The 24333-nt window shown below is 44.4% G+C and carries 23 protein-coding genes, 1 tRNA gene and 1 pseudogene; 21 read left to right on the top strand and 4 right to left on the bottom strand.

Annotation, left to right across the window (positions count from 1 at the left end; translation table 11 throughout):
* Positions 1-30: 30 nt before the first annotated feature.
* The 4 genes from VSQ62_RS21270 to VSQ62_RS21255 are packed head-to-tail and all read left to right on the top strand — an operon-like array spanning position 31 to position 6512.
* Positions 31-1671 (top strand): AAA family ATPase, encoded by a 1641-nt coding sequence (locus VSQ62_RS21270; RefSeq protein WP_334636772.1) that lies wholly within the window; start codon positions 31-33, stop codon positions 1669-1671.
* Positions 1672-2955, top strand: coding sequence for an McrC family protein (locus VSQ62_RS21265; RefSeq protein WP_334636771.1), 1284 nt, complete (start codon positions 1672-1674; stop codon positions 2953-2955).
* 4 nt (positions 2956-2959) lie between these two features.
* On the top strand, positions 2960-4027 hold the full coding sequence (locus VSQ62_RS21260) for a DNA adenine methylase (RefSeq protein ID WP_334636770.1): 1068 nt from the start codon (positions 2960-2962) through the stop codon (positions 4025-4027).
* Positions 4020-6512, top strand: a complete 2493-nt coding sequence (locus VSQ62_RS21255) for an Eco57I restriction-modification methylase domain-containing protein (RefSeq protein WP_334636769.1) — start codon at positions 4020-4022, stop codon at positions 6510-6512. The genes VSQ62_RS21260 and VSQ62_RS21255 overlap by 8 nt, the downstream gene beginning before the upstream one ends.
* A 96-nt stretch (positions 6513-6608) precedes the next feature.
* Here the strand turns inward: VSQ62_RS21255 and VSQ62_RS21250 are convergent, their stop codons facing one another.
* Positions 6609-7307 carry a helix-turn-helix transcriptional regulator gene (locus VSQ62_RS21250; protein ID WP_334636767.1) on the bottom strand — a complete coding sequence of 233 codons (699 nt, stop codon included), beginning with the start codon at positions 7305-7307 and terminating at the stop codon, positions 6609-6611.
* A 197-nt stretch (positions 7308-7504) separates the two neighbouring features.
* Here VSQ62_RS21250 and VSQ62_RS21245 point away from each other — a divergent pair, with 197 nt between their 5' ends.
* The 5 genes and pseudogenes from VSQ62_RS21245 to VSQ62_RS21225 all read left to right on the top strand — a co-directional run.
* Positions 7505-7891: a RidA family protein gene (locus VSQ62_RS21245; RefSeq protein ID WP_334636766.1), complete on the top strand. Its 387-nt coding sequence runs from the start codon at positions 7505-7507 to the stop codon at positions 7889-7891.
* 168 nt (positions 7892-8059) lie between these two features.
* Positions 8060-8422, top strand: coding sequence for a hypothetical protein (locus VSQ62_RS21240; protein WP_334636765.1), 363 nt, complete (start codon positions 8060-8062; stop codon positions 8420-8422).
* Positions 8423-8440: 18 nt separating this feature from the next.
* Positions 8441-10480: a HelD family protein gene (locus VSQ62_RS21235; protein ID WP_334636764.1), complete on the top strand. Its 2040-nt coding sequence runs from the start codon at positions 8441-8443 to the stop codon at positions 10478-10480.
* Positions 10481-10633: 153 nt separating this feature from the next.
* Entirely contained in the window at positions 10634-11896 is a 1263-nt protein-coding gene (locus tag VSQ62_RS21230) for a threonine/serine exporter family protein (protein ID WP_334636762.1), read from the top strand.
* 33 nt (positions 11897-11929) lie between these two features.
* Positions 11930-12349, top strand: a pseudogene (locus VSQ62_RS21225) (NifB/NifX family molybdenum-iron cluster-binding protein); the annotation flags it as partial.
* A 56-nt stretch (positions 12350-12405) separates the two neighbouring features.
* Here the strand turns inward: VSQ62_RS21225 and VSQ62_RS21220 are convergent.
* From VSQ62_RS21220 to VSQ62_RS21210, 3 genes are all read right to left on the bottom strand, one after another.
* Positions 12406-12588, bottom strand: coding sequence for a hypothetical protein (locus VSQ62_RS21220; RefSeq protein WP_334636761.1), 183 nt, complete (start codon positions 12586-12588; stop codon positions 12406-12408).
* A gap of 156 nt (positions 12589-12744) precedes the next feature.
* Positions 12745-12815: transfer RNA gene (locus tag VSQ62_RS21215), tRNA-Trp, on the bottom strand.
* Positions 12816-12921: 106 nt separating this feature from the next.
* On the bottom strand, positions 12922-13581 hold the full coding sequence (locus VSQ62_RS21210; RefSeq protein WP_334636760.1) for an ECF transporter S component: 660 nt from the start codon (positions 13579-13581) through the stop codon (positions 12922-12924).
* A 192-nt stretch (positions 13582-13773) separates the two neighbouring features.
* Here VSQ62_RS21210 and VSQ62_RS21205 point away from each other — a divergent pair, with 192 nt between their 5' ends.
* Genes VSQ62_RS21205 through VSQ62_RS21150 form a run of 12 tightly spaced genes read left to right on the top strand, consistent with a single transcriptional unit; the run spans position 13774 to position 24183 of the window.
* Positions 13774-14451 (top strand): response regulator transcription factor, encoded by a 678-nt coding sequence (locus tag VSQ62_RS21205; protein ID WP_334636759.1) that lies wholly within the window; start codon positions 13774-13776, stop codon positions 14449-14451.
* 2 nt (positions 14452-14453) lie between these two features.
* The gene (locus VSQ62_RS21200; RefSeq protein WP_334636758.1) at positions 14454-15917 is read left to right on the top strand and encodes a sensor histidine kinase; all 1464 of its coding nucleotides are present in this window, start codon (positions 14454-14456) and stop codon (positions 15915-15917) included.
* A gap of 35 nt (positions 15918-15952) precedes the next feature.
* Positions 15953-16561, top strand: coding sequence for an imidazole glycerol phosphate synthase subunit HisH (gene hisH, locus VSQ62_RS21195; protein ID WP_334636757.1), 609 nt, complete (start codon positions 15953-15955; stop codon positions 16559-16561).
* 16 nt (positions 16562-16577) lie between these two features.
* Complete coding sequence (gene hisF, locus VSQ62_RS21190) at positions 16578-17339, top strand: imidazole glycerol phosphate synthase subunit HisF (protein WP_334636755.1); 762 nt, start codon at positions 16578-16580, stop codon at positions 17337-17339.
* A 14-nt stretch (positions 17340-17353) separates the two neighbouring features.
* A complete protein-coding gene (locus tag VSQ62_RS21185; protein ID WP_334636753.1) occupies positions 17354-18022 on the top strand; it encodes a uracil-DNA glycosylase in 669 nt (222 codons plus the stop codon).
* A 12-nt stretch (positions 18023-18034) separates the two neighbouring features.
* Positions 18035-19480 (top strand): dihydrolipoyl dehydrogenase, encoded by a 1446-nt coding sequence (gene lpdA, locus VSQ62_RS21180; protein WP_334636752.1) that lies wholly within the window; start codon positions 18035-18037, stop codon positions 19478-19480.
* A 55-nt stretch (positions 19481-19535) separates the two neighbouring features.
* Positions 19536-20330 carry a GNAT family N-acetyltransferase gene (locus tag VSQ62_RS21175; RefSeq protein ID WP_334636751.1) on the top strand — a complete coding sequence of 265 codons (795 nt, stop codon included), beginning with the start codon at positions 19536-19538 and terminating at the stop codon, positions 20328-20330.
* The gene (locus tag VSQ62_RS21170) at positions 20327-21052 is read left to right on the top strand and encodes a TraX family protein (protein WP_334636750.1); all 726 of its coding nucleotides are present in this window, start codon (positions 20327-20329) and stop codon (positions 21050-21052) included. Before VSQ62_RS21175 ends, VSQ62_RS21170 begins: the two co-directional genes overlap by 4 nt.
* On the top strand, positions 21049-21582 hold the full coding sequence (locus VSQ62_RS21165; RefSeq protein ID WP_334636749.1) for a methylated-DNA--[protein]-cysteine S-methyltransferase: 534 nt from the start codon (positions 21049-21051) through the stop codon (positions 21580-21582). The genes VSQ62_RS21170 and VSQ62_RS21165 overlap by 4 nt, the downstream gene beginning before the upstream one ends.
* A 16-nt stretch (positions 21583-21598) precedes the next feature.
* On the top strand, positions 21599-22198 hold the full coding sequence (locus VSQ62_RS21160; RefSeq protein ID WP_334636747.1) for an HD domain-containing protein: 600 nt from the start codon (positions 21599-21601) through the stop codon (positions 22196-22198).
* 2 nt (positions 22199-22200) lie between these two features.
* Positions 22201-22914: a LytR/AlgR family response regulator transcription factor gene (locus VSQ62_RS21155; protein WP_334636746.1), complete on the top strand. Its 714-nt coding sequence runs from the start codon at positions 22201-22203 to the stop codon at positions 22912-22914.
* Positions 22915-24183, top strand: coding sequence for a sensor histidine kinase (locus VSQ62_RS21150; RefSeq protein WP_334636745.1), 1269 nt, complete (start codon positions 22915-22917; stop codon positions 24181-24183).
* Positions 24184-24333 lie beyond the last annotated feature (150 nt).

Below are 24333 nucleotides of genomic sequence, written 5' to 3'. Positions count from 1 at the left end.
ATCAAATCAAAGTTGATGGGAGAGACATAAATGAAAAAAGTATTCTCTATTATGTGGAGAAATTATAACCAAGCAACATTTGACACGCTGACAGGAGTGTCGAAAGGACAGTATGATATTAGACTTGGTGCATCGAAGGACTTGCATACTCTTTTTGGCGGGTTAGAAACTAATAATCCTAATGCAAATGGTGGATATGACATTTCTCTTCAGGTTGAAGGATATAGTTTTAGAGGAAATACAGTATCAACTCAAAAATTGCCGCTGAAATATATGGGACCAAATTCGGCAAGAAAGGATTGGATTATTAGTTCTCAGAGACCTGGGACAGCTTATCCAATGTGGATAGATCCTGCTCGTATGCCGGCGGCAGTTGATACAGGCAGTTACGTTATTCTTGTTAGAACTACAGATGATTATTTTTATGCAAGAGTACTCCAAGCAGCGGAATTGGACAATACTCCGATTGAATTTCAAAATGCGGTGTCAGCTTCGCCGGATTGTGGAATATTTTCTCCTGGACTTCACGTTTCAGAACAGTCCGAAAAGATTTATAAAGATTTGATTGATCACACTAATTTATTAATGTATGGGCCTCCAGGAACAGGTAAAACGACTTTAATGCAGGAAGTTGTTCAAATCTTTAATAATGGTGGTGTTACAAGAATGATGTTTGATGAAATGGTTGAGTTTGATTATTTGTCAGAAGCAGGAACAGATGCAAACTCAAAATCATCATGGACAACTTTTCATCAAAGCTATTCTTATGAAGAGTTTGTTATTGGGATGTCAACTAACAGTGCATCAAAAAAACTGATTGATATTAGACCTACACCGGGAAAATTGCTCGAATTAACAGAATTTGCACGTGTAAAGGGAAATAGAGCTTTACTCATAATTGATGAGATGAATAGAGCTAATGTTTCGAAGGTGTTTGGCGAATTTATTACCGTAATTGAACCGGATAAAAGGTTAGATGCTGATGCTAATTCTCAAAGTGGAACTGTGGAGATTCAATTACCATATCTGAAAAATGGAGAAAAACTAGATTTTACAACTTCTGAAGGTAATTTTTCTGTAGAAAATCCATTTTTGATGCCACAGAATGTCTTTACTATCTCGAGTATGAATTCGATTGATAAATCAATTTATCCTCTTGATAGTGCGCTTAGGAGGAGATTTTTTAGGGTGGATATTTATCCGGAAATCAGTGTATTAGATTCACATTTCGATATTAGAGGAAAAAAGTATTCCGAAAATAATTCATCTGATATCTCGTCACATGATCCTAAAATGTTGAGAATTCTGATACGAGATTTTATGGAATATATTAATAAAAAAATACAAATTTTCTTGGGAAAAGATTACACTTTAGGATATTCATATGTGTGGAAACTATCTCAAATCCATGATTCTACGCAGTTAATGAATAGTTTTTCGGCTTCACTATATGATCAGATTTTGCCTCAACTTGAGGAGATTTTTAGAAATCGTGAAGAACAATTGTTTTATGTCATTGGAGCGGAAGCTGGGGAAGTAAGTCCTTATGAGATTATCGAGCCGTCTGATGATGAAATAAATTTGGGCGGTATGCTGTCGTTTGTGGTTAGTGAATTGTCTGAAATCGAATTAGTTAGGTGGATGGAAAGAATATGTGAGCAGGTAAATTAGATGGAACAAGTGTTAGTAAAAGAATTAGTGGAATATAATTTCAATGACCTTTTTCTAAATGCTGGTGATTCGCTTGTTGAGGAGATAGAGGATAAATCCGATGGATTGAAAAGATTATTAGGCCTGAGAATGCAGCCAATTCAAATTTATAGACGTGCGAATAAGCGAAAAGTGAAATTCTTAGGTATTGCTGGTGTTATTTCGTTAAAGAAGATTGAAATAGAAGTGATGCCTAAATTTCTAAAGGAATCTACTACATGGCGCGAAAGTTTATTTAATATGATTTATTGGTCAAAAAGCAGCAGACTGTTTTCGCAAAAATCGTCTCATGTTATTAATGCTTATTTTTCGTTTTATGATCATGTATCATTGATGTTTTATGATGCTATGAGTATGGCTTTGAGTAGTGATAGGATACATATGTATTGTATGATCGAGGATAACTCTAGATATTTAAAAGGCAGGATGCTGTTAAATAAACAATTGCAGAACGTTATAATACATCCGGGTGTTTTGTACTATGAATGTGATTCCTTTGATACGGATAACGAATTTAATTATTTGCTTGATTGGTGCTTAAATTCCCTCTGTGCAAAAACACGGAATGCGCAGATAAAGGTAAAATTGCGTTCTTTATTTGAATTGATGCCAAATGTATCTAAGAAATATCGGATTCCTGTGGAAACAAAACTTCCTCCACAATATTCGATATATCAGGAAGCTGTAGACATAGCAAATAACCTGGCTTTGGGATATTCCTATGTGCATACATCAAAGAATGGATCGGGAATAGGATATGTAGTTAATACGGAGGTAGTATATGAGAAGTTTGTAGAAAAGATTCTGCAAGAACTGAAAGCATCAGCATATACATTGAAATCTGAAGCTCAGAGCAGTAAGTTATTTGCTAAAGGAACATCGGCTGATACTTCATCTTATTATACTGTTCCAGATAATAAAATATTTAAGAATGGCAATCCGCGGTTGTTGATAGATGCAAAATACAAGAATATATATAGTGATGAAAGAAAGAAAAAGCCAGTAAATAGCGATATTTATCAGCTGTTTTGTTCTTTGGTTGCACATAATTGTGATAAAGGAATTCTAATTAGCCCATGTGAAAGCAATGAGCCAATTGTTGAACATTCATGGGAAATATTTGATAATTCGAAGAGATACGAATTATTTAGCATTACGGTAGATATGAGTGACTTATCTACGCCATCAAATATTGAAAGGTTAAAAAGTCGTTTGTTAGCGTATTTAGATTTGAAAATGGTTTGATTAAATGGGTATTGAATATTTGGGAAATAAGAGAAATTTAGAAAACTTTATAATGGAGAATTTGGTTAAACATACTAGTGACAGTTGTCACTCTTGTTTTGATGCATTTTGTGGGACCGGAAGTGTTTCTGCCGCATTGAAAAAGAAAGGGTATTCAGTGACTGCAAATGATTTTTTGGTTGTATCTGCAAATATGACGGCGGCAATATTGTTAAATGATGAGGCGCCATCTTTTTCAGGATTAGTTGAGAATGGTATTATTTCAGAAACAGATGACCCTTATTCAGCGGTACTATGTTATTTGAATAGTTTAAATGGCGTAGAAGGTTTTATTACTATGAATTATTCACCTTTATCAATAAAAAACTGTGATACAGAACGAATGTATTTTTCTGTAGAAAATGCAAAAAAAATCGATGCTATTAGAGAAAAAATTGAAGGATGGACTTGTTTTTTAGCTGAATCTGAGTCGGCTTTGTTATTAGCAGATCTTGTTGATGCTACAGCGGCTGTTAGTAATATTGCAGGTACATATGGCTGTTACATGAAGTATTGGAAGAAGAAAGCTCTTAAACCTATTGAAATGGTAAAAAGAGATTTTGTTGCAGGAAAACCGGGCGCAAGATATGCAATCATGAATGATAATGTCAAGGATATTATTGCAGAGTATGATTTTGACATAATCTATGCAGATCCACCATATACAAAAAGACAATATAGTGCGTATTATCATATACTTGAGACTATTGTTATGAATGATCACCCTAAACTTGTTGGCAGTACTGGGATGAGAAATTGGAAAGAAAAAACATCTGCGTTTTGCTATAAACGTAAAGCCCCTGGTGCATTAAGGTATATGGTTGAGCATGCTAGATGCAAATATTTTCTTTTAAGCTATAATGATGAAGGTCAAATTAAGCATGAGGAGATTATGACAGTACTTTCAGCAAAAGGTGAAGTTGTCGTTGAAGAAATGAAATATAAGAGATACAAGAGTAATAACTCTGATAATCAAAGAAAAGATGTCATTGAGCGATTATATATATTAAGGATGGGGAATAGTGATGCATGATATCAAAGCATTACATAATAAAGTGGTAGATTTTTTGCTGCAAATATACAAAGAGCATGAAGATAGAACATCATTTGAGGAAGTAATATTATTCTTTTTTGAAACTTCTCTGATTCATTATGCTGAAAGTTATGGTGTTATAAATTATAGTGGTGATGTGACAAAAAAACGTTTGAAATTTGTAAAGGAAAACAAGAAGATATTGGTTTCTTCTTTGTTTGAGGATAAGGAACACTGCAATGATGAGTTGTATAAGTGTATTTATGTATTTGTTTGCGGATTAATAGATACACATTTATATTGTATTGACGATATTGGTGAATTGTTTGAGTCATTAATCAATCTTGAATATGGTGCCGATGATGTAAAAGAAAGTATAAAAAGAAGTGATGCTGGAATGTATTTTACTGACCCTGTATTAGTACATAATACATTAAAACTGATGTTAAGGGGTATCAGTAAAAAGGAGATTTTAAATAGGAAATACATTGATCCCGCAATGGGGGCTGGAGCTTTCATATTTGGTTTGCTGGATATTATTCGAGAAAATTCAAGTGATCTGCAATTTAGAGACTTTGTAATTGAAAATGTGTATGGCATTGATAAGAATCCGGTTGTAGTAGATATTTTTAAGTTGTCAATCCGCATCAAATATTGTCTTTCAAAGAAGGAGATTATCTCTTTGAGTAAGCATTTTGTTGCTTGTGATAGTCTGCTGACACCTTTATATGGAAAGAAGAGCTCATGGAACAATATTTTTCCTGATATTTTTGAAAATGGAGGATTTGACTGTGTAATAGGAAATCCACCATGGGGGAAAATTAAGTGCAACGTTCGGGAATTCTATTTAATTAATAGTGGTCTTACTGAGGAGTTCCAGGGTGATGTACTCAAAAAAAGAATAAAAGGTGATGAAAAGAAGTTTCAGGAGTGGGAAGCGTATCAATCTTATATTAAGGGGTATTCAAGAAAGTTGAAAAAGTCCTTAAATTTTGAACATCAACAATATGTTGTAGACGGATCAAAAACTGGAGGAGATTCAGATTTATATAAGTATTTCCTTGAGCTAAGTGTAAAGTTGATAAAACAAAATGGAACATTAGCTTATATCATTCCGGCTTCATTTTATTTGTCAGAAGGCGCTACAGGGCTGCGACACTATTTGCTAGAGAATGGAACTATTGAATATCTATTTAATTTTGAAAATAAAAAGCATATTTTTGCGATTCACCCTTCGTTTAAGTTTATTGTGCTGATATATAGATATAATAAGAAGCCAGGGAAGATTAAGCGAGCATATTTTGATATGATTGATGTTTATAAACTTGATTATTCAAAAATATCAAAAGTTGAGAGCATATCATATAGTAGGAAATTTTTAGAATTGTGCAGCAAAGACTCTTGGGCGGTTCCGGAGTGTAAAACCGCAAATGAGAGAGTCATTCTGGAAAAACTATTTTTGAAATATCCACCATTAGGTAAAAAGGAAAAAAGATTATGGAATATCTCTTTTTGCAGAGAATTTGATATGACAATGGATAGTAATAAATTCCATCGTTCTACTGAATTGAAGAATGCGGATCATTACTTGCCATTATATGAAGGAAGGATGGTTCATCAGTTTAATTCCTCAAAGAAAAAGTATGTTAAGGGAACGGGGAGAACCGCTGTGTGGGAAAGCAATACTTCTTATGACGGAGATATTAAACCCCAGTACTATATCAGTGAAGATGATTGCACTTCGATAAAAAAAAGGTACCGTGCAGCGTATTGTGAAATAACTGGACAGAAGAATGTTAGAACTGTTTTAGCTTCAATGATTGGCCCTGATGCTGTTTGCGGAAATAAGGTCCCGGTAGTTTCGTTTGATGATGATGTTTTGGATTTGCATTTATTCTGGGTCGGTGTAGCGAATAGTTTCATAATAGACTGGATTATTCGAAAAAAAATAAGCATTACTTTAAATTATTATCATTGGATGACCGTACCATTCCCAAGGATTACTTCTAGCGACGATCGTTTTAATAAAATTGCAGCTTTGGCGGCAGTTGCTTTAGCTAGAATAAATCAGTTTTCTTTTGAAAGTCTTGTTACTAATCAAAGCGTTATTGATTACATGAATGTCTATAGGGATTATTCAATTGAGAAAATCAGATTATACATAGATATGATTGTTGCAGATTTGTATGATGTTAGTTCAGATGAGATGATTCATATTCTATATGATTTTAAGTCTCTGGATTTAGGTGTAGCTGGAGTAAAAGGGGATACAAAGTATAATAATGACAGAAATTCTACTTATGTTACTCGTGATAAACTGATTTATGAGATGAGAAAAAAAGAGAACAAATCTGTTGAGATTAGTGTTGATGATATTTTTAGAGAGCAGGGAATAGATATTTTGGACTGCACAGGAGAAATTAAAATTTTAGAGGATAGAATACAATACTATAAAAGGTATAATATCTATGCCTATCAGGATTAAAAGACAAATGACAGATATTTGGAAAGATTCTATCGATCAGTAAAACTTATTAGAATAACCATCAGTCCGGAGCACCAGGCTGGTGGTTATTATAGCTTAGTCGCTGATCTCGCTCAGATAGCGGTATATGGTTGCGGTGGAACAGGAGAACTTCTTTGCAACGAAAGAAATCGCACCCTTCAATTGGAATAATCCCTGCTCCTGGAGCTGCTCAATGATATCCTTACGCTCGTGCTGGTTCAGCCGGTCGATCGGCGTTGTCAGCGATGCGGTGGCGTCATCGAAGATCTTCTGCATCAGTGACGAGATATCCATGGAGAAATTCTCCGTGATCACATCGGGAGAGGCAGGCATTACGGCAGGTGATTCCTGAATCGTATCATGTTCAGCCGGACCGCGTGTCAGGAAAGAGCCGGGATGTACTATATCAAGCATCTTTCCATTCAGTTCCTGAAAGCGGCTGTCATCAAAATTGATACATAAGAAACCGATAGGAGTTCCCTTATCATCCTTAATAAACATAGTAGAAGAACGCAGAACATGTCCGTTTACAGCAATTCCCCTGTAGTTGCATAAAAAATCATTTGACTCATAGGCCTTGGATGTAAGCATTTGAAGTGAGGCATCAGTTAGGGGGCTTCCAACTTGGCGTCCGCTGATGTGACCGTTGGCGATTGCGACAATAGCTTGATGCTCCGGGTTCAGGTCCTGCAGGACAACCTCATAATCCGGGCCGAGAGTCTTTCCAAGAAATTCAACAATAGTAACGTATTGTTGAAGGTTGTTAGATCTCATAACATTACTCCATTTCAATTGTAGCTATATTTGAAAGTTTCTCTAGTCAATTTTATTATCTCACGGTATCTGAGAAAATTCAATACAAAATTTTATATATAAAGCACTATAACTTGACATATTTTCTAAAAAGTGATAAATTATTATTACAATAATAAAATAACCAAATATCAATAAAGAAAGAAGGAAAAACTATAATGAAAACAATTTTAAACACAGACAAGGCACCTGCAGCAATCGGACCATATTCACAGGGGATCAACACAGGAAACCTGATGTTCTTATCCGGACAGCTTCCGATCTGTCCGGCAGAGGGGAAAATCGTGGCAGAAGATATCGAGGGACAGACCAAGCAGTCCTTAGAGAACGTGAAGTCTATCTTGGAGTCTGCAGGATGTACCATGGACAATGTGGTAAAGACGACGGTTCTTCTGAGCGATATCGCGAATTTTGGCAAGATGAACGAGGTGTATAAAGGTTTCTTCAGCGAAGGGAATTATCCGGCAAGATCTGCGTTCCAGGTAGCTGCGCTTCCGCAGGGTGCGTTGGTTGAGATCGAGGTTGTTGCGCTTAAGGCAGAGTAGAGATACTAAAAAGACATAAGATAAAGGAGATGGCTTTGAGATAGAAGAGGCCGTCTCCTTTTTTGATTTGGAAACTATTCCTCTTATATCTTAGATTTATCTTGCACATTCTATAAGAGAATTATAGAATAGTTAAAAAGGTTTTGTAAGGTATGGAGTTAAATAGCGATGATAGAGCATAATATTGAGTGTGGAACCGGCATGACGCCGGAACAAAAACATGCGGTCGACTGTCTGGGTAAGGTAATGGGAGATGTGGATGAGTCTGGAGACATGTTGTGGAATGCGATTATAAAGTTCCAGGGCTATCCTTTCTACACGGCGAAGAATCTGGAATTCTTCTATATTATCAAGGGGAATGAGATGTTCGTGACAAGGAAGGATAAGTCTATCACGAGGGCAAGCGTCATGACGGCGTTCTATAAGGCGTTAGAGCTTGGAGGGGTAGTAACGGGTCCGAAGAAATTAGGAACCTTCGGAGCCAGTTACCTGTACCCGGTTTTTCAGAAGATTGGTGTGATTAAGAATTAAGGAATAGGGAAAGGCAGCATGAGCAGAGGAACAGAATTTTTGGAATATGTGACAGGTCAGTTAGAGCAAAGAATCCGGGAGCTTGACGAGACGATCCAGGAGGTACAGAAGGATATCTCGGAGATGAATGAGTATTACTGGGAGAACTATGCCGAGATGGACCAGTATGGATATGAGGATTTTGATAACCAGCAGGCTCTTCTTACGCAGGTCAACGCAAGCCAGGAGCATCAGAAGCAGCGTCATAGATGGAAGAAGATGTTGGATTCGCCTTTCTTTGGAAGTGTGGATTTTGTATATGACGGTGATGAGGAAGCAGAGAGCTTCTATATCGGAATTGGGAATTTTGCGAGGGAGAGAGGGAGCATGCCGTTGATCTATGACTGGCGCGCCCCGGTCAGCGGCCTGTTCTATGATTATGATAAGGGACTGGCTTCCTACGAGGCCCCGGGAGGGCTGATGGAAGGGGAGATTCTGTCCAAATGGCAGTATAAGATCCGTAATGGTAAGATGATCTATGAATTCGAGAGCGATATCAAGATTGATGATGAGATCCTGAAGCAGGAGTTAAGCGTCAACGGAGACATCCAGCTTAAGAATATCGTCCGGACCATTCAAAAGGAGCAGAATGCGATCATCCGCAATACGAAGGACAAGATCCTGATTATCCAGGGGGCTGCCGGCAGTGGAAAGACCTCTATAGCGCTGCACCGGATCGCATATCTCCTGTATCATGACAGAGGGCATCTGAAATCATCGAATATCCTGATCCTGTCTCCGAACAGTGTGTTTTCGGATTACATTTCACATATTCTGCCGGAGCTTGGAGAAGAGAATATACAGGAGATGAGCTTTGATCTCTTCGCATACAGGGAGCTTAGAGAGACTGCCGCGGATTGTGAGGACCGGTGGGATCAGATTGAGAGACAGATCGCGGCCGGTACGGAAAAGGAAACGGCAAGAGGGGAAGAAGCCAGATACAGATGGAAGCAGTCCGGGGATTATGTATCGGCAGTGGAGGGCTTTCTGGTAGAGCTTGAGGATCGGTTGGTAGATTTTAAGGATATTCAGTATAAAGGTATGGTTAAGAGGGCGGAAGAGGTCCTCCGGATGTTTTATTTTCAATATCAGAATATACCGCTTCTTTCCCGAATGGATGCGGTGATGGAATATTTTGTAGATGAGTATGAGACGCTGCATGGCTGTGAGCTTCCGGATGAGGATATGGAGAGTGTCAGGGAGCAGTTCTACAGCATGTATGTGACCAGAGATCTGTATGAGATCTATAACTGGCTTCTGGAAGAGTATGGATGGCACAGGCTGCCTGGTCTGCCCCGTGAGGAGCGCATGTTGGCTTATGAGGATGTCTATCCGCTCCTTTACCTGAGATACCGTCTGTTCACCGTGACGGGGCACAGGAATATCCGTCATCTGGTCATCGATGAGATGCAGGATTATTCTTATCTGCAGTATGTAATTCTAGAGAAAATGTTTTCCTGTAATATGACCATTCTTGGAGACCGGGCGCAGACGATAGATGCCAAGGTACAGGACGTTATGACATTTCTGCCTAAGCTTCTAGGCAGGAAGGCGCGTAAGATCGAGCTGAACAGGAGTTATCGGAATACCAGTGAGATCACGGAATATGCCGGCCAGATTGCGGGAATAACCGGGATCGAATATATGAAGCGGCATGGGAAGAATGTGGAAGAGATCAAGTGTACAGCCTGTGAGGATGCGGTAGAGTATGTACTCCATAAGATAGCGCTTGGCGAAGGCGGATATGAGACGGCTGCGGTACTGACGCTGACGGAGCGGGAGGCGCGCAGAGTCTATGATGCTGTTAAGGCAGTCAGGAATGATGTGTCTTATATTGACCGGGACAGCAGTAATTTCCGAAAGGGAGTTACGGTCACAACATTCTATATGGCAAAAGGGCTGGAATTCGATCAGGTATTTGTGATGGGCGGGGATAGGGGGAATCCGTTCTTCACACAGTTCCGGTATATCTGCGCGACACGTGCGCTGCACGAATTGTATGTGATGGATTACCAGTAATATTAGAAAAAGTAATGTGGGTATTTTAAAATATAAGGATAGTTATCAAAACAGGATGTCATTTACACTTGTATATTGAAAAAAATTGTGATAAAGTAATACCGTTTGTAAAATTGAGTGGTTAAAGGTCAATTCTGGGAGGGTGTTGCGAATATGGATTACAATAGAATTGTGCAGTCGATTTTAGACGTGGGAGAGGCGATGCTGCAGAGCGGCGCCGAGAATTTCAGGCTGGAGGACAGTCTGTACAGAATGTGCAGGAGTTATGGATTTGTAAGATATGACGTATATGCGATTCCGAGCAATCTCCAGATCACGGTGGAGACGCCGGAGGGAGAGATCATTACACAGATCCGTCATATAGAGTCGACAGACATTGATTTCGACCGTCTGGATTATCTGAACAATCTATCCAGATATGTGTGCGCCAATAAGCCGGATGAGAAGAAGTTCCATGAGGAATATCAGAAGGTGATGAACCGGGAAGGGCAGCACCCGGCAGTGAAATATTTCGCGGGAGTCATGGGAGGAACCGGGTTTGCAGTATTTTTCGGATGTAATCTTATGGATGCGGTCATTGCGGTGCTGGTATCGCTGATGATCGTTGTTGTCGGAGAATGGCTTGGGAAGAGAGAGAGCAACCTGCTGGTTTATAATATGATTCTTTCGTTTCTGTCGGAAATGATCATCCTGTCGGCGGTACGTCTGGGGATCGGGAGTCATCCGGACCGGGTGATGATAGGGATCGTTATGCTGCTGATCAGCGGACTTGGAGTCACGAACGGGATCAGGGATGTGCTGCAGAGAGATTTCATATCCGGCGCGCTGCACATTATGAATTCTATGCTTGGCGCGGCGGGAATCGCCTTTGGGATCGCGCTTGCCATCATGATTCTTGACGGTGCGGCTTCTGATGGGTTTATCCTGAACCACAATATACCGATTCAGTTAATATCCTGTACGGTCGCTTGTATCGGATTTGCGCTGTGGTTTAAGATACGCGGAAGACAGGTTTTATATTCGGGGATCGGCGCGTTCTTTACCTGGGGAATCTACATCGTGGTCTATGCAGCGCGTCCGAGTAATTTCCTGGCAACGCTGGTTGCGGCTGTGTTCGTGGCGTTCTATGCATTTATCATGTCAAGGATCAACAGGGCGCCGTCTACGATCTTCCTCACGGCCTCGGTATTTCCGTTGATTCCGGGACCGAATCTGTACTATATGATGTATGGGTGTGTGAGCAAGGATGTTGAGCTGGCTTTTGGGGAAATGATCGTTCTCTTTGCGACCTGTCTTGCGATCGCATTTGGCTTTATCATTGTGGATGTGGCGTCCAGAAGCATCATGCACATGCTGAAGACAGATTATCATATCGGAAAGAGCGCTGGAAAGAGTTCACATACGGAGACGATTTGACAGATGAGATAAATAATGTATACTTTGTAGTATAAGAAGAAAGGGGAAATGATGATGAAGATTGCAGTTACTTATGAAAACGGTAATATTTTCCAGCATTTTGGCCATACGGAGGCATTCAAGATCTATGACATCGAAGACGGCAGGATTGCAGCTTCCCGGGTTGAGGATACGAATGGCAGCGGCCATGGAGCGTTAGCCGGCGTGTTGAAGGAATGGAAGGTAGACACGCTGATCTGCGGAGGGATCGGCGCCGGAGCACAGATTGCGCTGGCAGAGGCGGGCATTAAGCTGTACGGCGGTGCGTCCGGAAGCGCAGACGCGGCTGTGGAAGCGCTGCTTGCAGGGAATCTTGTCTACAATCCTGATGTACAGTGCGGTCATCATGGAGAGAATCATCATGGCGGCGGATGCGGCAGCCATGGATGCGGCGGAGAACATCACTGCGGATAAAAGAGGGGACGTAGTAAAGGATAATTTTACTACGTCCTAAATTATGTGCTGTCTGATTATTCTTTGATGCGGTCGAGTTCCGAGAGATTAATACCGGAAGAAGTAAGTATAACCTTCAATTCGATGTACCGTATCTTCATGGCCTTATAGATGTCCGACTTTTTGTCTGCTAAAAGCATATAACTTTGTAATCTTGAGAATTCTTCTACGGATAATTTAAGCATTTCTTTTTCAGTCATATTCCACCTGCTTTCTGTAGGAATGTATCATTTGCTTTGCTGATTTCATTATATCAATCGGTAATAGCAGTGTAAAGTCTGAAATCTGTAAAAATAAAAATACCCGCAAGCCTTCTGAAATCGAAGCTTCCGAGCATCCTTGTGTACGTTATAGAACAGGGGATGAGGGAATCGAACCCCCGCCAAAGGTTTTGGAGACCCCTATCATACCACTTGACCAATCCCCTATGTGTCTCAATCACACTAGATATTTATACCACATAATGTCTATATTTGTCAAGTGCCAAATTGCATTATTTATTTGGCACTTGATATTTTTTTGAAATACACAGTCTATTTTGCCGTCTGAGTCATACTTACCATTCCAATGTTTGATTTCTTAAATACACTGATCAGGACCTTTCCAAGCGCCAGCACCAATATCGCCGCGGCAATTGCTTCCGGGATACCGGATGCGGTCACGGTTCCCATTACCAGCCCCCATACGGCGGTCACAGCCACTTCTTTGGCTTCGGCATACTGCTGCGCAAAGAGCAGGTAGATACTTCCCATGACTGTGATGGTGTTGACCATGGAGCCGACGAACCCAACGATTGGAAGGGCGATGATCTGATTCACCTTCAATCTGGCGAAAAGGATCCACAGCCATCCGGCCGCCACCCCGATCAGGATCCTGCAGCCGACAGAAACCCATATGGCCTTGAGCGCTCCCGGAATCCCCGATGTACTCATGAAAGGGGAGAAGGCGAAGGATAGTAGGGTTGGCGCCATGGTATTGCTGATCAGTGAGCAGATACCAAATACCGTGCCGAGAATCGCTCCGGCCGAAGGTCCCAGAAGGACTGCACCGATGATCACGGGAATGTGAACAGTTGTCGCCTTAATGATTGGAAGCTGGATCATACCGAGCGGCGTATTCGCCAGCACGATGACGATTGCCGCCATAAGTGCAACACTGACCATCCAACGAGTGTCATGTCTTTGTTTCTTCATTATTCAATTCCTCCTTGTTATCATTCTCACTCTAGTGAGATACAATACAATTACTGGAATATTATAGCATCCAATCGACGGGAGGACAAGGGACAAAATTCTGTAATTTTTTCACACATTTAACATGATTTTCTGTTATACTGACTAAAATGCTATTTAGATTTCATAACGGAGACAGGGAGGCTTAAATATATGGATAGGATCAAGATATTAGTAGTAGATGATGAGAGCAGGATGCGCAAGCTTTTGAAGGATTTCCTGGAGAGGGAGGGATACCGGGTCATAGAAGCGGCAGATGGATTGGAAGCCATGGAGAGATTCTATGAGGACAAAGAGATCGCGCTTCTGATCCTGGATGTGATGATGCCGAATATGGACGGATGGCAGGTATGCCGCGAGGTGCGACAGTCTTCGAAGGTCCCAATCATCATGCTGACGGCGCGCTCTGAGGAGAGGGACGAGCTGCAGGGATTCGAACTGGGAGTGGACGAGTATATCTCTAAGCCGTTCAGTCCTAAGATTCTTGTCGCCAGGGCAGAGGCGATTCTTAGAAGAGCGCATGCGTTAGACGCGGAGCAGACGCTTAACGCAGGCGGGATCAGTGTTGATAAGTCGGCGCATCAGGTGAAGATAGACGGCGCAGAGACAGAACTAAGTTACAAGGAATTTGAGCTTTTAACTTATTTTATCGAGAATCAGGGAATTGCGTTGTCCAGGGAGAAGATTTTGAACAATGTGTGGAATTATGACTATTTCGGTGATGCAAGAACGATCGACACCCATGTGAAGAAGCTTCGGAATAAGCTCGGAGACAAGGGGAACTATATCAAGACGATCTGGGGCATGGGATATAAGTTCGAGGTGGAATAATTATGAAACATTCAATCAAGCGTCAGATGATGGTTGTTTTTCTCGGTCTGATGATCTGTCTTGTGGCGGCTCTTTTCATTATCAATATTCGATTCCTGGAGCCGTATTATATCGACGATAAGAAGACACAGTTCATCGAGATGTACGAGGCGCTCGATCAAGCTGTGTCCAATGGTGCGCTGAAAAGCGGAAATGCGTCGGGGGAACTGGCTTATCTGGCGGAGAAGAATAACATATCGTTTCTTGTAGAGGATCATTCCGGCAGGTTCTATACGAATGTGCATGATAAGGAGCAGCTTAAGAACCAGCTCTTGGGGTATCTTCTGAATCAGGCACAGAAGAACAGCAGGGTTCTTGAGAGTACGGATAAGTATCAGATCACACAATCCTGGAGTCCATGGAATCAGACGGATTATATCGAGATGTGGGGGAAGTTCGGGGATGGAAGTCAGTTCCTGATCAGAAGCCCGCTTGAGAGTATCAAGGAGAGCGCGGCGATCTCTAACCGTTTCCTTCTGTTGATTGGGAGCGTACTGCTTCTGCTGTCGGTGATTTCTGTCTGGTATTTCTCCAGGAGACTGACAGATCCGATCCTTGAGCTGGCCGAATTATCGGAGAAGATGGCAGATCTGGACTTTGATGCCAAATATACCAGCGGGGGCAGCAATGAGATCGGGGAGCTTGGGGCGAATTTTAACCGGATGTCGGAGAAGCTTGAGAGCACCATATCAGAGCTGAAGAGCGCCAATAACAGGCTGCTTAAGGACATTGAACAGAAAGAGAAGCTTGAAGAGATGCGGAATGATTTCCTTGGCAATGTATCGCATGAACTGAAGACCCCGATCGCGCTGATCCAGGGGTATGCGGAAGGGCTTAAGGAAGGAGTCAATGAGGATGAGCAGAGCCGGGAATTCTACTGTGATGTCATTATGGATGAGGCTGTGAAGATGAACCAGATGGTGAAGAATCTTCTGGCCCTGAACCAGTTGGAATTCGGAGACGAGGACATCGTATTCGAGCGGTTTGATCTTACGGAGCTGGTGAAGGGAGTCCTTAAGAGCATGGAGATCTTAGCGCAGCAGGAAGGGATATCCGTGATCTTCCGGCAGGAAGAGCCGGTCTATGTGTGGGCGGACGAGTTCAAGGCAGAGCAGGTCGTCCGGAATTATGTAAGTAATGCGTTCCATCACGCGAAGCAGGAGAAGGTGGTGGAAGTGAAGATACGAACAGAAGAAGGCAAGGCCAGGGTGACTGTATTCAATACGGGGACGCCGATTGCCGATTCGGATATCAGGCATATATGGGAGAAATTCTATAAGGCAGACAAGGCCCATACAAGAGAGTACGGAGGCAACGGGATCGGTCTGTCGATCGTGAAGGCGATCATGGAGTCTTTTCATCAGAAGTATGGGGTAAATAATTATGACAATGGTGTTGAATTCTGGTTTGAACTTGATGTACAATAGATTCAGTAAATACGAAGGAAGGACGGGTACGAAGGGTGATAGCAATACTTGACTATGATGCCGGTAATATCAAGAGCGTAGAGAAGGCCGTGCAGTTATTGGGGCAGGAAGTAACCATTACTAGAGACAGGAGAGAGGTCCTGAATGCGGATAAGGTCATACTTCCAGGTGTCGGCGCATTCGGAGATGCGATGGGGAAGATCAGACAGTATGGACTCTATGAGGTAATCCATGAGGTGGTGGAGCAGGGAACGCCGTTTCTTGGAATCTGCCTGGGTTTGCAGCTCTTATTCGAACGTAGCGAGGAGTCCCCGGGAGTGGAAGGGCTTGGAATATTGAAGGGTGAGATCTTACGTATACCGGAGACGCCGGGACTTAAGATACCGCATATGGGATGGAATTCACTGGAGTTCAGGAATAACGGGAGATTATTTGAGAATCTTCCAGAAGAGTCTTATGTGTATTTTGTTCATTCTTATTATCTGAGAGCAGCGGACGAGAAGATAGTGACGGCGGTTACGGAATACGGCACACAGATCCATGCATCCGTAGAACAGGGCAATGTATTCGCCTGTCAGTTCCATCCGGAGAAGAGCAGTGATGCAGGGATTCAGATACTTAAGAATTTTGTGGCGATAGAGTGATTGAACGGGGGTTAATATGCATACGAAGAGAATTATTCCATGTCTGGATGTGAACCGCGGACGGGTAGTGAAGGGTGTGAACTTCGTGGACCTTAAGGATGCGGGTGATCCGGTGGAGATTGGACAGGCATACGATAAGGCAGGTGCGGATGAACTGGTATTCTTAGATATTACGGCATCCTCTGACGCGAGGGGAACGGTGGTGGATATGGTCCGCAAGGTGGCAGAGACGGTGTTTATCCCATTTACGGTGGGCGGCGGTATCCGGACGGTTGATGATTTCAAGGCGCTTCTGAGAGAGGGAGCGGATAAGATATCGATTAATTCATCGGCGATCAATACGCCGGAGCTGATCAGCGACGCTGCGGATAAGTTCGGCAGTCAGTGTGTAGTGGTGGCGATCGACGCGAAGAAGAGGGCGGATGGAAGCGGATGGAACATATACAAGAACGGCGGCCGTATTGATGTTGGTATTGACGCGCTTGAGTGGGCGGTGAGGGTCGAGAAGTCAGGCGCGGGAGAGATCCTTCTTACCAGTATGGATTGCGACGGGACCAAAGCGGGCTATGACCTTGAACTTACCAGAGCGGTTGCGGACGCGGTGTCGATACCGGTTATCGCATCAGGAGGCGCGGGAGAGCTTCGGCATTTTCATGAAGCGCTTACGGACGGCAGGGCGGATGCTGCGCTGGCGGCGTCTTTGTTCCATTATAAGGAACTGGAGATCAGGGAAGTGAAGGAGTATCTTCGCGGGAGAGATGTACCGGTGCGTCTATAGAAGGGGGATAAGTGATGGCAGCGATTAATAACGACTGGCTGGAAGCGTTGAAGGATGAATTCCGTAAGCCATATTATAAGCAATTATTTGAAACTGTGAACCAGGAATATAAGACAAAGCTTATATTTCCGCCGTCAGATGATATCTTTAATGCGTTTCATCTGACGCCTCTGCATAATGTGAAGGTCGTGATACTGGGCCAGGACCCGTACCATAATCACGGGCAGGCCCACGGGCTGTGCTTTTCCGTGAAGAAGGGGGTGGAGGTGCCTCCGTCTCTGGTAAATATTTATCAAGAGCTGCATGATGATCTTGGATGCCGGATCCCGGAGCATGGATGCCTTACGAAATGGGCCGAGCAGGGTGTGCTGATGCTCAATACGGTGCTTACGGTACGGGCGCATCAGGCCAATTCCCACCGCGGGATCGGCTGGGAGGAATTCACTGATGCGGCGATCCGGGCGCTTAACGGGCAGGACCGGCCGATCGTATTCATCCTGTGGGGGGCGCCGGCGCAGCGCAAGGAGAAGATGCTGACGAATCCGAACCATCTGATACTGAAGGCGCCTCATCCAAGTCCGCTGTCGGCTTACAGGGGATTCTTCGGGAGCAGGCCGTTCAGTCAGACCAACGCATTTCTTGAGGGGCATGGAGTCGCGCCGGTGGACTGGCAGATTGAGTAAGGAGGCAATAGGATGGGGAAGCAGTATGATCTGGTTATTATCGGCGCCGGGCCGGGAGGTTATGTGGCAGCGAAGAAGGCGGCAAAATTGGGGATGTCCGTCGCAATTATTGATAAAGGGGATGTAGGAGGCACCTGTGTCAACCGCGGATGTATTCCGACAAAGGCGCTGATCTATTCGGCAACGCTGTACCGGGATATGGTTGATTGTGAGAAGTTTGGACTGTATGCCAAGGACGTAGGCTTCGATCTGCAGAAGATCTATGAATACAAGAGCCTGTCCGCGGAAACCATGAGAAAGGATCTTGAACATGAATTTGCCGGGCTTGGTATTATTTCCGTCAGGGGGACGGCGACGGTACAGAATGACAGAAGAGTGAGAGTTGCGCGGGAGGATGGAATGACAGAGTATTTCACAGGGAAATATATCCTGATCGCGACAGGGGCGAAAGCGCGGATGATCGATATCCCGGGGATGGACCTTCCGGGAGTGATGACAAGCGAGGAATTGCTATTGTCAAATGAGAGCAGATATCCAAGGCTCCTGATCCTTGGGGGCGGTGTGATAGGAATCGAGCTGGCTACGGTGTTCAATGCTCTTGGCGGGAAGGTGACGATCGTGGAGGTATCAGACCGTCTTCTGCCGAATATGGATAAGGAATTCTCAGATACGCTGGAAGAGATCTTAACAAAGCGTGGGATACGGATCTATAAGGAAAGCATTCTGGAGGAGGTTGCAAAGAAAGAAGAGGGACTTAAGTGCCGCTACGTGTACCAGGGGAAGAACCGGGAGACGGAAGTGGATGCAGTGCTGGTATCTGTGGGAAGGACGGCGAATACAGAAGGGCTGTTTGACCCGGATGTGCCGATCAGGATGGAGAACGGACGTATCGTGGTGGACGATTTCTTTGCGACGAACATACCGGGGATCTATGCGGTAGGAGATGTTGTTGGAGGAATCCAGCTTGCGCATGTGGCTTCCGCGCAGGCGACTTATGTGGTAGAGCGTATGAATGATGTGCCGCCGTCGGTTATCGTTGAGATGGTGCCAAGCTGCCTGTTTGTCCCCATCTCTATCGTGCCGAGCTGCCTGTATACAGACCCGGAGATTGCGTCTGTGGGGATCACGGAAGAAGAGGCGCAAAGGAAGGGTGTGCCGATTCGCTGCGGAAGATATGTGATGGATGTGAACGGGCAGTCTATCATTTCCAAAGAGGAACAGGGATTTATTAAGATATTATTTGCGGCGGACAGTGATGTAATCTTAGGAGCGCAGCTCATGTGTCCCCGTGCGACGGATATGATCGGGGAGCTTGCCACGGCGATTGCCAACGGCCTGACTTCCTCGCAGCTCATGTATGCGATGCGGGCGCATCCGACTTATAATGAGGCGATATCCTGCGCGGTGGAGAACAGCCGGGACAGCAAGCCGGACAGATCTGCGTACTTGCTGCGCTGATGGAGAGTGTCCGCATGTGATAGCCGAGAACATTGGATAGGGAGGAGAGAAGAAGATGATGGGAAAACCAGAGAGTACAGCGGCAGCAGAAGAGATATTTGCCGGATGGCAGGAAACCCTGATCTGGTCCTGCCTTCAGGGTGTGATGGGTGAGATCTATACAGACCATGCGGTCAATCCGTCATCTGCGATGGCTTTGCTTGGGGACTTCTGTTTTCTGGCGGGAGTCCCAAGCGAGGAGCTTACCCGGTTTCGGCCGGAAGGATGCAGTCAGGAATTTGTCATTATGGTGCCCCGGGATGAAGGATGGGCACAGATGATAGAAGGGTGTTACAAGGATAAGGCAAAGAAGGTTATCCGGTATGCATTTCACAAGGGGCCGGATACATTTTGCAGGAGGAAGCTTGAGGAGATGGTCTCGGCCCTTCCGGCTGAATATACTCTTCGAATGCTTGATGAGGATATATTTCATTGGTGCCGGGAGGATCAGGGAACGAAGGAACGGGAGTGGTGCCGGGACTGGGTATCGCAGTATGCGGATTATGAGATGTACAGGAGATATGGATTAGGTGTTGTTGCAGTGGAAGACGGGGAGCCGGTATCGGGCGCTTCGTCTTATTCCTCTTATCGGGGAGGAATTGAGATTGAGATTGATACCAGACCGGATCATCGGCGGAGAGGGCTTGCCCGTGTCTGCGGGGCGAAACTGATATTGGAGTGTCTTAAGAGGGGCTTATATCCAAGCTGGGATGCGCAGAATCTGTGGTCAAAGGCGCTTGCTGAGAGCCTGGGTTATCGGTTTGACCGTCCGTACACGGCGTATGAGATATGGGGATGGAATCAGCTATGAAGATATTGAGCCGAGATGTAATCAAGTATTTTGCGATGCTTACCATGCTGCTGAACCATATTGCTAATGTATTCCTGACACCGGGAACGCTGTTGTACGAATTCTTTCTGAATATCGGTTATTTTACGGCAGTTACCATGTGTTATTTTCTGGTGGAGGGGTATGGATATACGCATTCCAGGAGGGAATATGCACGCAGGCTGCTGGTATTTGCGGGAGTATCACAGATTCCGTATAGTATGGCGTTTGCCGGGGATAGCTGGATTGAGTTTTCAGGATTCAACATGATATTTACGTTATTCTTGTGTTTTCTGCTTATCTGTATTCTGGAACAGGAGAAGGTGCGGACGATGAGGGTCCTGGGATTCACAGTGATCTTCATGATATGCGTGTTCTGCGACTGGTCCGTGCTTGCGCCGGCATTTACCGTGCTCTTTGTGTGGGCGAAGGATTCCGAGAGGAAGAAGCGGACCGCGTTTCTTACGGCGATGGTATTGTTCGGCGGAATGATATTCTTGGGAGGAATAGGGAGGATCTCGATCGCCATGAATCTGATGTATGCGGTGTTTGGGATGCTTGGAGTCGGATTGTCGGGGATCGTGATCCTGTATTTCTATAACGGCAGGCGGATGGAGAAGGGAAGAAAGTTCTCGAAATGGTTCTTCTATTGGTTCTATCCGGTGCATTTGCTGGTAATTGGGATTGTGAGGACACTGATATGATATATATGAATCATTACGATTCGCCGCTTGGAGGTATTACGGTTTCAAGCAATGGCAGAGAGATTACGGGACTTTGGTTTGACGGACAGAAATACTTTGGAGATACATTGTCAAAGGATTACGAAGAAAAGCCGCTGCCTGTATTTGATGGGGTAAAAGAGTGGCTCGATATTTATTTCGGCGGAAAAGAACCTGATTTTACGCCGCCGATGTCGATGGTTACAACCCCTTTCCGTAAATCTGTATGGGACATCTTGCTTACGATACCATATGGTCAGACGATGACCTATGGTGAGATCGCTGATAAGATCGCGAAGCAGAATGGGACTGCTAAGATGTCTGCGCAGGCGGTGGGCGGAGCGGTAGGGCATAATTCCATATCCCTGGTCATTCCCTGCCACAGGGTTGTGGGGACGAATGGGAGCCTTACCGGGTATGCAGGCGGGATTGAGAAAAAGAAACGGCTGCTTGCTTTGGAAGGGGTAGATATATCGGCATTTTTTGTTCCGAAGAAGGGGACGGCATTGTAAATAGGAGGTAGATGATATGGCTGAAAAGGAGAGAATAGAAAAACAGTTTGATTTTATACGCGAGATTGACAAGGAGAAGTTTATCGGGCGGCAGACGTATCTTTCGGATGCCAGGAGAAAGGAGAATGACGCAGAGCATGCATGGCATATGGCGATCATGACGGTCCTCTTGAGCGAATATTCTAATGAAGAGATCGATGTATTGAAGACGGTGACGATGCTCTTGATCCACGATCTGGTGGAGATCGATGCCGGCGATACCTATGCCTATGACGAAGAGGGCAATAAGACCAAGAGGGCGAGGGAACTGGCGGCGGCGGACAGGATATTCGGCCTTCTGCCGAAGGATCAGGGCAGCAGGTTCCGTGCGCTGTGGGATGAATTTGAAGCAAGGGAGACGGCAGAGGCGAAATTCGCCCATGCCATGGATCATGTTCAGCCCTTGATGCTGAATGCGGCGACAGAGGGGAAGAGCTGGATCGAACACGGAGTGCGGTTAAGCCAGGTACTTAAGAGGAATCAAAGTACGGGGGATGGATCGGAAGAATTGTGGGAGTATGCATATGAGAATTTCATCAGCCCTAACCTTGAGAAGGGGAGAATAGAGAAGGATTAGATATGCTTAAGATTGCAGTCTGTGATGATGAGAAATACTATAGAGAGCAAATACATACTCAGCTTCTTCTGTATCTTAAGACTTGTGGACTGGACGCCTCGGTAGATCTCTTCTCTTCCGGGGAAGAATTCCTTGCAGACAGGGAGAACCTTGTCGGATATGATATTGTCTTCCTGGACATCAACATGGAGGACATAGACGGGATCCAGACGGCGATGGAGATGCGTAAGTTTCAGTCAGAGACTTGTATCGTACTGGTGACCGCATTCCTGAATTATGCGCTGGAAGGATATAAGGTCGGGGCGGTCCGATATATCATGAAGGATGCTCTTGAGATGCAGATGACAGAATGCATGGATGCGGTCTTGAAGAAGATGCAGATCCGTCAGGTTACGTTTCCTTTTGTCGAGGGCGAGAGAACACTGTATACTGATAATATCATCTATATAGAGAGTCAGGGACATAAGTGTATGTTTCTATATATGGAGAAAGAGATTGGGACTTACCAGATCTATGAGAAGTTGGATAAGATTGAAGAGATGCTGTCAGGATATGGGTTTCTAAGGACACATAAAAGTTTCCTTGTAAACATGAAACATGTCAGAACGATCAGTAATTATCTGGTGACCCTGGACTCGGGAGAGGAACTTCCGGTGCCGAGACTTCGGTTTCGCAAGGTGAAGGAAGAGTTTGTAGCGTATAAGGGGGCAATGTAGATGGAGATGATCGTAAGAAGTCTGGCGGGCAGTCTGCTTACAGGGATCGGATGCAGCATCTTTTTCGGGACGGTTTTACCCCGCAGGGGGCGAAGCGAGTGTCTGCCGCCTTTGGCGTTTGCGGCAGGTTTTTTCCTGATTGCCGTGACAGAGGCGCCGGGGCATCTGCTTCAGCCTGTCCGGGTGGTCATACTGCTTGGTATCGTCATACAGATTTTTTATAAGGGGAACCTTGGAAAGACCATACTGCTTGCGGTATTCTGGTGCGCGCTTTACTGGGTAATGAATCTGCTGGCGCTGTCGGTGATCTATGTGATGCCCCGGCCGTATGCGAGTATTCCCGGTCTGTTAGACTGGCTGTGCGATATTCTGCTCATATGCCTGACGCTTATCTTCCACTATAAATGCAGGGATTGGTCGGACAGCTTTGGCAGGACCGGGTGGAGCCGTTTTGGATGGCTTCCGGTGATTAGTATTCTGGTGACAACGCTGTTGTCAATGTATATATGGTATACGGATTCGATCCGTGCGGACAGCGGCGCTCTACTGGCGGCCGCTGTTGGTTATTGCGTGATCAATGTGCTTGCCTTTTATTCTATCGGAAATATCCTGGAGAAGGAGGAGCAGGTGCAAAAGGCCCGTCTTATGCAGGAGAAGCTAGAAAATCAGATGGAAATGTACCGGAATACGCAAGAGAGCGAGACGCGCTGCCGGAGGTATCTGCACGATTACAAAAATCAATTGGGATGTATACACGGAATGCTTAAGGCAGGGAAGGTTGAGGAGGCCCTTGATTACATCGAAGAATTGAACAGCGGCATCCGAAAAGGCGAGGACTGCGTCGACACGAATCATCTGGTGGTCAATACGGTGCTGAACCAGAAGTACCAATACGCCAGAGAGAGAGGCATTACGATGGTGATGTCGGTAAATGATCTGTCCGGGCTTACGATGAGCAAGGAAGATATCGTTGCCCTGCTTGTGAATCTGTTAGACAATGCCGTCGAGGCCTGCGAGAAGCTTGACGGCAATAAGATCATACAGTTTAAGATGATGCTGGAAAAGGAGGAACTGACGGTCTCCGTGCGTAATCCGGTGAAAGAGCCGGTTGTGATAAAAGGAAAGAGAATCCTCACAACGAAGAGGGAAAAGGATGAACACGGGATAGGATTCCTCAATATTAATTCGGTGATCGAGAAGAATCATGGTACAAGCATTCTGAAATGCCAGGACGGCTGGTTTTATTTCTCGGCAGTGCTGCACATTTAGCGCGGCAGCTCAGACGAACTGTTCTGTTTAGCGCCTTTTTATGCTGTCTGACCGTCGGTTCATGCACGGCGGATTGCTATGTCTGAATGGAAGGAATAAGATATACTTGAAGACGGGATTCGGGAATCCGGTTTTTAAGTATATGCAGAA

The organism is Sporofaciens sp. JLR.KK001 (assembly GCF_036941055.1).
In the GTDB taxonomy this organism is placed as follows: Bacteria; Bacillota; Clostridia; order Lachnospirales; family Lachnospiraceae; genus Sporofaciens.
Note: the sequence above shows the minus strand (reverse complement) of the source record. Positions and strands in the feature narration are given on the sequence as shown.

Bases quoted from the DNA above. Each gene is read 5' to 3' on its own strand.
- VSQ62_RS21270 (WP_334636772.1), top strand. From the start codon at position 31: ATGAAAAAAGTATTCTCTATTATGTGGAGAAATTATAACCAAGCAACA.
- VSQ62_RS21265 (WP_334636771.1), top strand. From the start codon at position 1,672: ATGGAACAAGTGTTAGTAAAAGAATTAGTGGAATATAATTTCAATGAC.
- VSQ62_RS21260 (WP_334636770.1), top strand. From the start codon at position 2,960: ATGGGTATTGAATATTTGGGAAATAAGAGAAATTTAGAAAACTTTATA.
- VSQ62_RS21255 (WP_334636769.1), top strand. From the start codon at position 4,020: ATGCATGATATCAAAGCATTACATAATAAAGTGGTAGATTTTTTGCTG.
- VSQ62_RS21250 (WP_334636767.1), bottom strand. From the start codon at position 7,307: ATGAGATCTAACAACCTTCAACAATACGTTACTATTGTTGAATTTCTT.
- VSQ62_RS21245 (WP_334636766.1), top strand. From the start codon at position 7,505: ATGAAAACAATTTTAAACACAGACAAGGCACCTGCAGCAATCGGACCA.
- VSQ62_RS21240 (WP_334636765.1), top strand. From the start codon at position 8,060: ATGATAGAGCATAATATTGAGTGTGGAACCGGCATGACGCCGGAACAA.
- VSQ62_RS21235 (WP_334636764.1), top strand. From the start codon at position 8,441: ATGAGCAGAGGAACAGAATTTTTGGAATATGTGACAGGTCAGTTAGAG.
- VSQ62_RS21230 (WP_334636762.1), top strand. From the start codon at position 10,634: ATGGATTACAATAGAATTGTGCAGTCGATTTTAGACGTGGGAGAGGCG.
- VSQ62_RS21220 (WP_334636761.1), bottom strand. From the start codon at position 12,588: ATGACTGAAAAAGAAATGCTTAAATTATCCGTAGAAGAATTCTCAAGA.
- VSQ62_RS21210 (WP_334636760.1), bottom strand. From the start codon at position 13,581: ATGAAGAAACAAAGACATGACACTCGTTGGATGGTCAGTGTTGCACTT.
- VSQ62_RS21205 (WP_334636759.1), top strand. From the start codon at position 13,774: ATGGATAGGATCAAGATATTAGTAGTAGATGATGAGAGCAGGATGCGC.
- VSQ62_RS21200 (WP_334636758.1), top strand. From the start codon at position 14,454: ATGAAACATTCAATCAAGCGTCAGATGATGGTTGTTTTTCTCGGTCTG.
- hisF (WP_334636755.1), top strand. From the start codon at position 16,578: ATGCATACGAAGAGAATTATTCCATGTCTGGATGTGAACCGCGGACGG.
- VSQ62_RS21185 (WP_334636753.1), top strand. From the start codon at position 17,354: ATGGCAGCGATTAATAACGACTGGCTGGAAGCGTTGAAGGATGAATTC.
- lpdA (WP_334636752.1), top strand. From the start codon at position 18,035: ATGGGGAAGCAGTATGATCTGGTTATTATCGGCGCCGGGCCGGGAGGT.
- VSQ62_RS21175 (WP_334636751.1), top strand. From the start codon at position 19,536: ATGATGGGAAAACCAGAGAGTACAGCGGCAGCAGAAGAGATATTTGCC.
- VSQ62_RS21170 (WP_334636750.1), top strand. From the start codon at position 20,327: ATGAAGATATTGAGCCGAGATGTAATCAAGTATTTTGCGATGCTTACC.
- VSQ62_RS21165 (WP_334636749.1), top strand. From the start codon at position 21,049: ATGATATATATGAATCATTACGATTCGCCGCTTGGAGGTATTACGGTT.
- VSQ62_RS21160 (WP_334636747.1), top strand. From the start codon at position 21,599: ATGGCTGAAAAGGAGAGAATAGAAAAACAGTTTGATTTTATACGCGAG.
- VSQ62_RS21155 (WP_334636746.1), top strand. From the start codon at position 22,201: ATGCTTAAGATTGCAGTCTGTGATGATGAGAAATACTATAGAGAGCAA.
- VSQ62_RS21150 (WP_334636745.1), top strand. From the start codon at position 22,915: ATGGAGATGATCGTAAGAAGTCTGGCGGGCAGTCTGCTTACAGGGATC.